Source organism: Bradyrhizobium sp. P2_E8 (assembly GCF_056403875.1).
In genome coordinates this window covers 1-11,800 of sequence record NZ_JBFUES010000124.1, presented here as the reverse complement: position 1 = coordinate 11,800, position 11,800 = coordinate 1, and the positions used below count along the sequence as shown (strand labels likewise).

The 11,800-nt window shown below is 65.8% G+C and carries 10 protein-coding genes; 5 read left to right on the top strand and 5 right to left on the bottom strand.

Annotation, left to right across the window (positions count from 1 at the left end; translation table 11 throughout):
• Positions 1–868 (bottom strand): LysR family transcriptional regulator (locus AC1D00_RS09655; protein ID WP_477010516.1); only part of this gene is annotated, 868 nt, incomplete at its 3' end.
• Positions 869–1,066: 198 nt separating this feature from the next.
• Between AC1D00_RS09655 and AC1D00_RS09650 the strand changes: the two genes are divergently transcribed.
• Both AC1D00_RS09650 and AC1D00_RS09645 read left to right on the top strand, forming a co-directional pair.
• Positions 1,067–2,215, top strand: a complete 1,149-nt coding sequence (locus tag AC1D00_RS09650) for a DUF3734 domain-containing protein (protein WP_477010515.1) — start codon at positions 1,067–1,069, stop codon at positions 2,213–2,215.
• Between the two features lie 92 nt (positions 2,216–2,307).
• Positions 2,308–3,252 (top strand): oxygenase MpaB family protein, encoded by a 945-nt coding sequence (locus tag AC1D00_RS09645; protein ID WP_477010514.1) that lies wholly within the window; start codon positions 2,308–2,310, stop codon positions 3,250–3,252.
• 285 nt (positions 3,253–3,537) lie between these two features.
• On the opposite strand, the gene glgA is transcribed toward AC1D00_RS09645, so the two are convergent.
• Complete coding sequence (gene glgA / locus AC1D00_RS09640; RefSeq protein ID WP_404554018.1) at positions 3,538–4,953, bottom strand: glycogen synthase GlgA; 1,416 nt, start codon at positions 4,951–4,953, stop codon at positions 3,538–3,540.
• 195 nt (positions 4,954–5,148) lie between these two features.
• Here glgA and AC1D00_RS09635 point away from each other — a divergent pair, with 195 nt between their 5' ends.
• The 3 genes from AC1D00_RS09635 (at position 5,149) to AC1D00_RS09625 (ending at position 8,774) form a co-directional block, all read left to right on the top strand.
• On the top strand, positions 5,149–6,345 hold the full coding sequence (locus AC1D00_RS09635) for a CaiB/BaiF CoA transferase family protein (RefSeq protein WP_477010513.1): 1,197 nt from the start codon (positions 5,149–5,151) through the stop codon (positions 6,343–6,345).
• Positions 6,346–6,493: 148 nt separating this feature from the next.
• Positions 6,494–7,561: an alcohol dehydrogenase gene (locus AC1D00_RS09630; RefSeq protein ID WP_404554021.1), complete on the top strand. Its 1,068-nt coding sequence runs from the start codon at positions 6,494–6,496 to the stop codon at positions 7,559–7,561.
• Between the two features lie 133 nt (positions 7,562–7,694).
• On the top strand, positions 7,695–8,774 hold the full coding sequence (locus tag AC1D00_RS09625; RefSeq protein WP_027546548.1) for an isocitrate/isopropylmalate dehydrogenase family protein: 1,080 nt from the start codon (positions 7,695–7,697) through the stop codon (positions 8,772–8,774).
• A gap of 42 nt (positions 8,775–8,816) precedes the next feature.
• On the opposite strand, the gene AC1D00_RS09620 is transcribed toward AC1D00_RS09625, so the two are convergent.
• The 3 genes from AC1D00_RS09620 to AC1D00_RS09610 all read right to left on the bottom strand — a co-directional run bounded on the left by AC1D00_RS09620 (position 8,817) and on the right by AC1D00_RS09610 (position 11,490).
• Entirely contained in the window at positions 8,817–9,101 is a 285-nt protein-coding gene (locus tag AC1D00_RS09620; RefSeq protein WP_135178505.1) for a hypothetical protein, read from the bottom strand.
• 105 nt (positions 9,102–9,206) lie between these two features.
• Positions 9,207–10,022, bottom strand: coding sequence for an enoyl-CoA hydratase (locus AC1D00_RS09615; RefSeq protein ID WP_477010512.1), 816 nt, complete (start codon positions 10,020–10,022; stop codon positions 9,207–9,209).
• A 118-nt stretch (positions 10,023–10,140) separates the two neighbouring features.
• On the bottom strand, positions 10,141–11,490 hold the full coding sequence (locus tag AC1D00_RS09610) for a L,D-transpeptidase family protein (protein ID WP_477010511.1): 1,350 nt from the start codon (positions 11,488–11,490) through the stop codon (positions 10,141–10,143).
• Positions 11,491–11,800: the final 310 nt, after the last annotated feature.

The window sequence follows — 11,800 nt, the reverse complement described above, 5'->3', positions numbered from 1 at the left end:
AGTCCGCACCGCGCAGCATGCGCATCACGGCGTTGGCCACCGCCGTGCGCTGGCGGCCGGCGACGCCATAGAGGCTGTCGGTGCGGCGGGCATCGAGGCCGGCGACCGCGGCGCGTTTCAGGCTCTCCGGCACGGGCGAGGTGTGAGGCATCATGGCGATGCCGATATCGGCCTCCACCAGTTCGATCAGGTCGCGTTCGCTCGAAATCTCGTGGCCGTGATCGACATCGATGCCGTGCTCGCGCAGGCTCGCTGCGATGCGCTTGGAATGCTCGCAATAGCTGCGGCCGAGCAATTGTTCCGCGCGCAGGTCGTCCGGCTCGATCGTGTCGTGCTCGGCAAGCCGGTGCTCCCTGCTGACGATGAGATCGAACGCCTCGGTGAACAGCGGCCAGACGTCGAGCCGTTCCCAGGCCTCGTCGATCCCGGCGGCGATGCCGAGCTCGGCCTCGCCCTTCTTCAGGAATTCTGCGACCTCGCGGCTCGTCCCGCGCAGGAAGCGGAATTCGAGCCTGTTGAACTGCCGCCTGATCTCGTTGAGGTGGGGGATGAGCAGCGCCAGGTCGACCGAATGCGTCAGCGCAACGCGGAGCGCGCCGACCTCACCACTTTTGAACGAGGAGGCGAGCGAGCGCGCACCGGCGGCGGCGTCATAGCACTGCTTCAGCAGCGGATGCATGCGCTGGCCGAGCTCGGTCAGTTGCGCCGCCGGCCGTTCGCGGCGGAACAGGTCGCCGCCGAGCTCGGCCTCGAGCTGCTTGATCGCGCGTGTCAGCGAGGGCTGCGTCACGTTGCATTCCTCGGCGGCGCGCGTGAAGTTCAAAAGCTGCGCCACCGCGAGGAAATAGCGGACCTGGTGCATTTCCATGGATCGGCTCCCGGCAGGATCGGCCGGAAATCTAACCGATCGGGACAGGGAATGATATCCTGGCGGCGATAGCGCGTGCGTATGGTTTCGGAAGCCAACCGGCATTTCCAAAACGACCGACAATCGCCGAGAACGGCAGGACGTAACAACGGCCTTACACCTGACGAATGATAACCATAGGCTCGACAGGAGCAAGACATGAACGGCATGCAGGACAACGGGCAACGAAAGAGCATGGACCTGCCGGGTCAGGTCGTCCTCGTGCTTCAGGGCGGCGGCGCGCTTGGCTCCTACCAGGCCGGCGTCTACCAGGCGCTCCACGAGGCCGGCATCGAGCCGGACTGGATCATCGGCACCTCGATCGGCGCCATCAATGCGAGCCTGATCGCGGGCAACGCGCCGGAGCATCGGCTGGCGCGCCTGAAGGAATTCTGGAAGCGGATGGAGCAGAATCCGGTCTGGAATTGGCGCACTGCGTTTCCCGACTTCAACGAGAAGCTCGCCTATTGGTCGACCGTGACCCACGGTGTTCCCGGCTTCTTCCGGCCCAACCCGCTGGCGCATGCCGGGGATTCCTATCCGCTGGGCGCCGATCACGCCGGTTTCTATTCGACCGCGCCGCTGGAGAAGACGCTGAGCGAGCTGGTCGATTTCGATCTCGCCAATCGCTGCGCGCCGCGCCTGACGGTCGGTGCGGCCCATGTCGGCACCAGCGAAATGCGCTATTTCGACAGCCGCGACGGCGAACTGACTGTGAAGCATGTCATGGCCTCGGGCGCATTGCCGCCGGCCTTCYCGGCGGTGCGCATCGACGGCGAGCTTTATTGGGACGGCGGCATCCTCTCGAACACCCCGACGGAAGCGGTGTTCGACGATAATCCACGCAGGGATTCGCTGATCTTCTCCGTGCATCTGTGGAATCCGGTCGGCGCCGAGCCAACCACGATGGCGGAGGTGCTGAACCGGCACAAGGACGTGATGTATTCCAGCCGGATCGCGAGCCAGATCGTCCGCCAGCAGCAGGCCCATCGCCTGCGCCACGTCATCAACCAGCTCGCCGCGCGTCTGCCCGAGAGCGAGCGCAGCGATCCCGCCGTGAGGGAGCTGATGAGCTACGGCTGTCCGACCCGCATGCACGTCGTGCGGCTGCTGGCGCCGCAGCTCGACCGCGAGACCCATACCAAGGACATCGACTTCAGCCCGTCAGGCATTACGCGGCGCTGGCATGCGGGCTACGCCCACACGAGGTCCGTGCTCGCACGAAAGCCGTGGATCGGCGAATTCGATCCGCTCGCCGGCGTGGTGCTGCACGAGCATCTGGACGAGATGCCGATTGCGGCGGAGTAGAGGCCTTCTCCGTCACTTGTTTTGGGCCGTGACGATATCACGCGCGCGCCGTCTGGGCTATTGTCGCGGCGTCTTCGTCGCGAGGCTTGCAATTGGTCGTTGAGAAAGATCTGGAGGCGGCGCTCGATCAGGTCCGCGCTGACGCAGCGGGGCCGGTTGCGGGCGTGTTCGGTCCGGCCTCGGTGACCTGGCAGATCGACCGGGAGGCCGTCATCTTCCTCGGCGCCGGCCGCGCGCTGCTGCTGCAACTCGCTCATCCCTGGGTCGCTGCCGCCATCGCCGAGCACTCCCGGACGTTGGCCGATCCGATCGGCCGCTTCCATCGCACCTTCGACATCGTCTTCGCCATGGTGTTCGGATCGCTCGACCGTGCCTTGCTGTCGTCGCGGCAGCTGCACCGGCGCCACAGCATGATCGTCGGGGAGATGCCCGAGACCGTTGGCCCGTTCGCGGCCGGCTCGCGCTACTGCGCCAACGACATTCCGTCGTTGCGCTGGGTGCATGCGACGCTGGTAGAGACTGCGCTGATGGCGCATGACCTCGTTCTGCCGCAGCTCTCGGCGGTGGAGCGCGAGCGCTACTGGGTCGAGGGCCGGATGTTCGGCGCCTTGTTCGGGTTGAGGGCGGACGACCTGCCGGCGGACTGGTCCGGCTTTGCCGCTTACACCGCAGCGATGGCGCAGTCGGAGACATTGACTGTCAGTCCGGCCGCGCGCGAGATCGCGACACAAATCTTCAACGGCGCGCGTCCGTGGTTGCGTCCGCCGCGATGGTATCGTGCGCTCACGGCAAGCCTGCTGCCGGAGCGGTTGCGCTCAGGCTTCGGGTTCGAACTGGACGAGCGCGATATCAGATCCGCCGACAATGCGATGAAATGGATCAGGCGCGTCTATCCGAAATTGCCGGACAGGCTGCGCTATGTCGGTCCCTACCAGGAAGCGCAGGCGCGGCTGCGAGGAGAGTTGCAGCCGGATTGGATAACCCGCTGCCTCAACCGCGCCTGGATCGGACGGCCGCAGATGGACGCGCGCCGCTAAGAAGCGCTCCTGGCGTGTCCCGGACAAGCTGCAACGTGTGAGCATTGCGGCGCAGAGCCGGGACCCAGAGGCCACGGACTCCTGTGCGACATGGGCCCCGGCTCTGCAGCGCATCGCTGAAGAAGCGCTGCGCTGCGTCCGGGGCACGAGAGAAGAGTGAGGCGCGCGCTCTCCCCGCATCGTCATTGCGAGCGCAGCGAAGCAATCCAGACTGTCTCCGCGGAAAGATTCTGGATTGCTTCGCTGCGCTCGCACTGGCGGAGTAGGTGGAAGCGCCGTCGCGCCTCACACCGCTGCCAGCTTCCGGTACAGTGCGCTGTAGCTGCCGGCGGAGATGCTCCAGGAGAACGACCGTCCCATGGCGCTGCGGCGCATGGTGTCGAGCTGGTCCTGCGCCATGAAGGCCTCGAAGGCCCGGCGGACGCCGCCGAGGAAGGATTCATGCGAGGGTCTTGAGAACAAAAAGCCGGTCTCGCCGTCGGTGATGGTCTCGGCCAGGCCGCCGGTCTGGTGCCCGATCGGCAGCGAGCCGAAGCGCTGCGCGTACATCTGGCTGAGGCCGCATGGCTCGAAGCGCGACGGCATCAGGGTGAAGTCGCTGCCGGCGAAGATGCGCCGCGCCTGGGCGTCGTTGAATCCGATCGCAACGCCGATGGCGTCGGGGCGGCGGCGATGCGCGTCGATCAGCGCCTGCTCGAGCGCTGGCTCGCCCGAGCCGGTGACCACGATCTGCCCGCCGGCATCGATGATCTCGTCGGCCGCGGACAGCACGAGGTCGATACCCTTCTGGTGCACGAGGCGCGCGACGATGCCGAACATCGGGCCGCGCGACACCGCAAGCCCGAACTGCTTGCGCACGTAGTCGGCATTGGCCTTTTTGCCGACCCAGTCTCCGGCGCCGAATTGCTGGGCGAGCTGCGCGCAGGAGCGCGGGTCCCAGCTCTCGTCGATGCCGTTGAGGATGCCGGTCAGCTCAGCGGCGTCCGAGCGCAGGCGGAGCAGACCCTCAAGGCCACAGCCGAACTCGGTCGTGGTGATCTCGCGCGCATAGGTGCCGCTGACGGTGGTGAGATGCGAGGCGTAGACCAGCCCGGCCTTGAGGAAGGAGACCTGGTCGTAGAATTCGAGGCCGTCGATGTGGAAAGCGCTTTCCGGTGCGCCGATCCGCCGCAGCGAGTCCTTCGGGAAGAGGCCCTGATAGGCGAGGTTGTGAATGGTCAGGATCGACGGCAGCTTGGCGCCGCGCCAGGCGAGATAGGCCGGCACGAGCGAGGCCTGCCAGTCGTTGGCATGGATCAGGTCTGCTGCCCAATTCTTGTCCAGCTTGCCCATGGCCAGCTCAGCTGCTGCCGAGGCAAAGCGCGCGAAGCGGATGTCGTTGTCCGGCCAGTCGCGCCCGGACTCGTCGCCATAGGGATTGCCGGGCCGGTCGTAGAGTTGCGAGCACAACAGCACGTAGACCGGCAGGCCGTCCTTGGTCGCGGCCCGGCCGAGCGAGCAGGCCGGCATATCCGCAAACGACGGGCAGCGGCCAACGATCTGAATATGCGTGAGTTGCTCGATGATGTCGCGATAGCCGGGCAACATGATCCGGATATCGGCAAAGGGGCGAAGGGCTCTGGGGAGGGCAGCGGAAACGGCTCCAAGTCCGCCGACGCGGACGAAGTCGTCCATCTCTGTCGTAACGAACAAGACCCTCAAGAACAGTTGCCCCTTGCCGATCCAGTTTGCTGCTATGCAAGAACGGGTCCAATTGCCCCGGAATTCCCAAGCACGCCTGCGGAGCGCCTCCGTTCGGTAAACCCTTTCCTACTCAGCCGCCGCCCTCTACGGTCGAGCGCACAACAACAGAGAACATTGATTGTTCCCAGGATACGCCGAGGAGACRCAGCACGCATGCAGCTAGCAGATAAGCATGAGGGGGCGACGACAAAGGCCTTCGCCGGCCTCAGGGTGCTGGATTTTTCGACCACCATCGCCGGTCCCCACTGCACGCGGATGCTCGCCGACATGGGCGCCGAGGTCATCAAGATCGAGACCGGCGGCGGCGAGACGATGCGGACTCGGCCGCCGCTGCGCAAGGGGTGCAGCACCGTGTTCGGCCAGCTCAATGTCGGCAAGAAGAGCGTCGTGCTCGACCTCAAGTCCGAGGACGGCAGGGAGGCGGTCCTCCGGCTGGCCGCAACCGCCGACATCCTGGTCGAGAACTTCCGCCCCGGCGTGATGCACCGGCTGCGGCTCGACTACGACAGAATACGCCCGGTCAATCCGAAGCTGATCTACTGCTCGATCTCCGGCTACGGCCAGACCGGCCCTTCGGCCGAGCTGCCGGCCTATGCGCCGGTGATCCACGCGGCCTCCGGCTACGACATGGCGCATCTTGCCTACCAGCCCGGTCGCAACCGGCCTGATTATTGCGGCATCTACCACGCCGACGTCGTCACCGGCACCTACGGTTTTGGCGCGATAGTCTCCGCCCTGTATCAGCGCACGGTGACCGGCCTCGGCCAGCACATCGACGTCTCCATGCTGGAGTCGATGCTGACGCTGACGGTGATCGAGTTGCAGAGCTCGCAATTTGCGGTGAAGCCGCCGCCGCGCCCGATGTTCGGGCCGACCGAGACGGCCAATGGCTATGTCATGATCACGGTTGCGAGCGAAAAGACGTTTCAGGGTTTGATGGGCGTGATCGGCCGCCCCGACTGGATCCCCGATCCGCGCTTCGCCACCTACGCCGCGCGCCGCGAGAACTGGGCCGACATGATGGACGGCGTCGAGGCCTGGTCGCGGCTGCTCTCGACGGAGGCATGCCTTGTCGCGCTCGGCGCGGCCGGCGTGCCGGCCTCGGCCTATCGCACCGTGTCAGAGGCGCTGGCCGATCCGCAGCTCGCGCATCGGCAGGCGCTCTCGTCGGTGGAAGATGAGGGCGGTTCGTTCCAGGTTCTCAACCTGCCGTTCCGGATGTCGGGTGCCGACACGACGCCCGCCAAGACGATGGCCGCGCTCGGCGAGCACACGGATGCGCTGCGCGACGAGATTGGCCTCGCCGATGATGCGTCAATTCCGTCAGGCAAAACGGCCGTGCAAGGGTGACGCAGGGCTCGGTGCGGCGAGCAATGCGGCCTTGCGCGCGGCCGGCTTGCCACCATCGGCCGGCATAAACTAGACAGGTGCGCGTTTGTCTCGCCTCGCCGGCCATGGCATGGTGGCGTGACAACAAGAAGCATGCGGGAGGACGCCGATGAAGAGTTTCAAGGTCGCCGATTTCAAGGCGCCGTTGCAGGAGTTTGACGAGGCCACGCCGCAGCCGCAGGGCACGCAGGTGCTGATCAAGGTGAAGGCCGCCGGCGTCTGCCACAGCGACCTGCACATCTGGGAAGGCGGTTACGATCTCGGCCATGGCCGCAAGCCGCTGTCGCTGAAGGACCGCGGCATCAATCTGCCGCTGACCATGGGCCACGAGACGGTCGGTGAAATCCTGGCTTTCGGTCCTGACGTGAAGCCGACCGATCAGGGCGATCTCAGGCTCGGCGATGTCGGCCTGGTCTATCCCTGGATCGGCTGCGGCAAGTGCGCGACCTGCCTTGGCGGCGACGAGAACATGTGCCTGACGCCGCGCTCGCTCGGCGTCTATTGCGACGGCGGCTATTCCGATCACATGCTGGTGCCGCATCCGCGCTACCTGCTGAACCTCAAAGGCCTCGATCCCGCGTCGGCCGCGCCCTATGCCTGCTCTGGCGTCACCACCTACAGCGCGCTGAAGAAGGTCGAGCAGCACTTCGATGCACCGATCGTGATGTTCGGCGCCGGCGGCCTCGGCCTGATGGCGCTGTCGCTGCTGAAAGCCATGGGCGGCAAGGGCGCGATCATGGTCGACATCGACGCCAGGAAGCGCGAGGCCGCGGAAAAGGCCGGCGCGCTTGCAACCGTGGATCCCAAGGCGCCGGACGCGCTGGAGCAACTTGCGAAGAAGGCGGGCGGACCGATCCGCGCCGTGATCGACCTCGTCGGCAATGCCGCGACGACGCAGCTCGGCTTCGACTGCCTGACCAAGGGCGGCAAGCTCGTCATCGTCGGCCTGTTCGGCGGCGGCGCGACCTGGGCGCTGCCGCTGATTCCGATCAAGGCGGTGACGATCCAGGGCAGCTATGTCGGCAATTTGCGCGAGACGCAGGAATTGCTCGACCTCGTGCGGACGAAGAACGTGCCGCCGATCCCGGTGACGCGTCAGCCGCTCGCCAAGGCCAACGACGCGCTGGTGCAGTTGCAGCAGGGCGCGGTGGTCGGGCGCACCGTGCTGACGCCGTAATCAATACTCTATCCTCGTCATTGCGAGCGAAGCGAAGCAATCCAGAGTCTTTCTACGGAGGCAGTCTGGATTGCTTCGTCGCAAGAGCTCCTCGCAATGACGAGGCCACACCTTCCGTCACCTAGGAACCCCCATGTCCGCAAACAACGCCTTCCACATTGCCGTGCTCGCCGGTGACGGCATCGGCCCCGAAGTCATGGCGCCGGCGATTGAAGTGCTGCGCAAGATCGAACAGAAATCGGATTTGCGCTTCCGCTTCACCGAGGCGCCGGCCGGTGCCAACAATTATCTCGCCACCGGCAAGTCGATGCCCGAGAGCACGATCAAGCTGTGCGAGGAGGCGGACGCGATCCTGCTCGGGGCCTGCGGCCTGCCGTCGGTGCGTTATCCTGACAATACCGAGATCGCGCCGCAGATCGAGCTGCGCTTCATCTTCGATCTCTATGCCGGCGTGCGGCCGGCGCGGCTCATTCCGGGCGTGCCGAGCCCGATCGTCGGCGCCGACACGCGCGGCATCGATCTCGTCGTGATCCGCGAATCCACCGAGGGCCTGTTCGCCTCGATGGGCAAGGGCGTCGTCACCCATGAGGACGCGCGCGAGACCATGGTGATCACGCGCCGGACCTCCGAGCGCCTGTTCGAGTTCTCGTTTCGCCTCGCCGAACGCCGCAAGGCGCGCGGCAAGCCGGGAATGCTCACCTGCGTCGACAAGGCGAACGTGTTCAAGGCCTTTGCTTTCTTCCGCGGCATCTTCGACGAGATCGAGAAGAAGCATCCGGAGGTGAAGACCGACCGGCTCTATGTCGATGCCTGCTCGGCGATGCTGGTGAAGCGGCCCTGGGATTTCGACGTGATGGTGATGGAGAACATGTTCGGCGACATCGTCTCCGACATCACCGCGAGCCTGATCGGCGGCCTCGGCATGGCGCCGTCGGCCGACATCGGCGACAAATACGCCGTGTTCCAGCCCTGCCACGGCACCGCGCCCGACATCATGGGACAGGGCAAGGCCAATCCGACGGGAATGATCCTGTCGGCCGCGATGATGCTGGACTGGCTCGCCGACAAGCACGGCGTCGAGAGCGCGGCAGAAGCCGGCGAGACGATCGAACGCGCGGTGGACCAGGTCTATGCCGGCGGCATCAAGCCAATGGAGTTCGGCGGCAGCAACGGCACGGCCGACATCACGAAAGCGGTGCTGGGGGCGCTGTAGTCAGATGCCAAAAGAAAAGGGGCCTCGAGGCCCCTTCGTCGTTCACCAGCGGTGCCAGTGGCGGTGACCCCAGCCCCATGGGCGCGGGCCGCCATAGTACCGGCGCGGGCCACCGTAATAGCCGTAGGCGCCATAATAGTTCGGGCGCCACCAGCAGCGGCCCCACTGATTACAGACCATGCGCACCTGATCGACGTCAGCGGCCGGACCGCTTGCGACGCGATCGGCCTGCGGAATGCCGTTCGGCATCGCCGCGAGCGCTGGCCCTGACGCGAGCGCGGCGCTGCCCAGGGCAGCCAGGCCAAAAACAGCAAACTTGAGTTTCATCGCAATCTCCCTCGTTGGTGGCGGAAGAACTTGCGACGGATCAGTTGGTTGCTATCGCGGTGCAGGAGACAGAGGAATTTAATCTTCCTGAATGCCGGTTCAGCTTCACCGCCCCTGGAACTGCGGCTTGCGCTTCTCCATGAAGGCCTGCCGGCCCTCGCGAAAATCCGCAGAGTCCATGCAGGCATGGCCGATCGCCTTGATCGCGTCCATGTCGCGTCCGCTTTCGTCCTTCAGCACCTGCGCGATGGTGATCTTGGCGGCCTTGATCGCGAGCGGGGCGTTCTGCGAGATCGTCTTGGCGATCGCCATGGTCTCGCCCCAGAGTTGATCGTCCGGGATCACGCGCTCGACGAGGCCAATGCGCAGCGCTTCTGCGGAATCGATGCGCATGCCCGTGTACATCAGCAGCCGCGCCCAGGACGGGCCGACCAGCGACACCAGGTGCCGCAATCCGTCGTAGCCATAGGCGATGCCGAGCCTCGCTGCGGGAATGCCGAACTGGCTGTCATGCGCGGCGATGCGGATGTCGGCGAGCATCGCAACCTGCATGCCGCCGCCGAGACAGAAACCCTGGATGCAGGCGATCGTCGGCTTGGGATAGTCGGCGAGCAGCGCGCGCTGGGCGGCGCTGCGCTTGGCATATTCCTCGGATGCCGCCGCGTTGTGCCGGGTCTTCTCGAACTGGCTGATGTCGGCGCCGGATACGAACGCCTTGCCGCCGGCGCCGCGCAGGATCACGACGCGCACCGCGTCGTCGTCGCGCAAGGCCGTCAGTGCCTCGCCAAATCCCTCCCACATCTCCAGCGACATCGCATTGCGCTTGTCGGGATTGTTGAAGGTGATCACGCCGACGCCGTCAGCGGCGTGCTTGAGGATCTTGCCGTCGGCGAAAGGAGCTTCATCGGAAATGTCGGGCATCGCGCGCTCGCTTGTGATTTGCGAGGCGCAATGTGCTGCCGGGCCGAGGTCCGGGTCAACCGCGGCGAGGCGAGGGGCTCCGCATCCGCCTGTGCCGCGATTGCATGGCGGCTACCGCCTAGCGCGTCATGTGCGCGGTCAGCGGATGGCTGCCGGCATTGCTGAAGAACGCCGCCTCTTCGGCGGTCGCCTCCAGCAACTGCTCGTCCTGGTTATAGACGTCGTTGCGGAACTGGACGGTCTGGTCCTTGGTCATCCACCCCGTGAGATAGATCCAGGCCACCGGCACCTTCCTGGCCATGGCGACGTCGAGGTGCTGACCGCTGGCGATCTCCGCGTCGATCGCGGCGCGGCTCCACTTCGGCTGGTCCTTGAGCAGCCAGGCGGCGAGATCGCGCACATTGTCGACACGCGAGCAGCCGTGGGAATCGAAACGGTAGTCGTCGCTGAACAGATTGCGCTGGTTGGTGTCGTGCATGTAGACCGAATAGGCGTTCGGCATGTCGATCTTCACCGCGCCGAGCGCGTTGAAGGTGCCGTTGTGCTGGCGCACGGTGAAGTTCGGCGTGTGCGTGCCCGACCAGTCGACCGAATGCGGATCGATCGGATCGTCGTGGGCGTCGAGCACCTCCATGTGCATGCGCGACAGGTAGGTCGGGTCCTTGCGCATATGCGCGGAGATTTCGGTCTTGGCGATCGAGGACGGCACCGTCCAGGTCGGATTGAGGACGACGCTGGTGATCTGGGCCGTCAGTGTCGGCGAGGGTTTTTCGGTCTTGCCCACGATGACGCGATAGCGCCGCACCACGACGTCGTTCTCGACCGCTTCGGCGAAGGCCGCGGGGATGTTGACCACGACATAGCGCTGGCCGAAGCCGAAATTCATGTTCTCGAGCCGCTGGAGCGAAGCCTCCAGCTGCCGGATACGCTTCTGCACGGAGACGTTCATCGCCGCGAGCGTGCGCGGCGTCACCATGCCGGTCGGCGCCAGCCCGTGGCGGGCCTGGAAACGCTTCACCGCGTCCGCGAGATCCTGGTCGAAGGCGCCGCTCGCCTTGTCGGCGGAAAGGTCGCCGGAGATGATCAGCCGCTTGCGCAGCAGCTCGTCGCTGGCCCCCTGGACGCCGAGTGCGAATTTGGCGTCCGCGGGGATCGTCGGCCAGCCGCCGCGCACCGCGAGATCGGAATAGCTGAGCGCCGCGTCCTTGATGCGCTGGGCGGAGCCCTCGTCATAGGTCGGCTCGTGCGTCATCGCGAGCGCCGCGGCCGAGCGGCTTTCCGGCGTTGAGGCCGACGTCGACGCGGCGGTTTTCGGCGCGGCCGCATGGGCCGGATTGGCGGCGGCCGGCACGGTGCCGCCCGATGTTGCCGGCTTGGGGCCGGCCTGGCCCGTGGTCTCGGTCTGCGCAAGCGCGGAAGCGCTGGCGAAGAGGCCCATGGCAATGATCACGGCATGGCGCGTCGACATCTGTCTTGTTCTTCCCCTGAGAACGAGGCCCGGACGGGCGCTCGCATTGGCAATTTCCCGGTCGCCGTGCCGCGGGCGCCGATTGGCAAAATCGGCGGGAAGCTAGGGCCTCAATGTTGAGGTCCCATTAAGCACGGCAGTCGAAAACCCCGCGCGTCCAATGCGGAGCCTCCCGATTGGGTCGCGGCAGGGTGGGGATGGGTTCGCAAAAACCGCGGGTGGGGGCAGGGAAAGAGCCCAAGAAAAAGGGGCGGTCAGGCCGCCCCGAGAAACGAAGGCCGCGCGCACGGCGCGCAGGCCAAGTCTGATC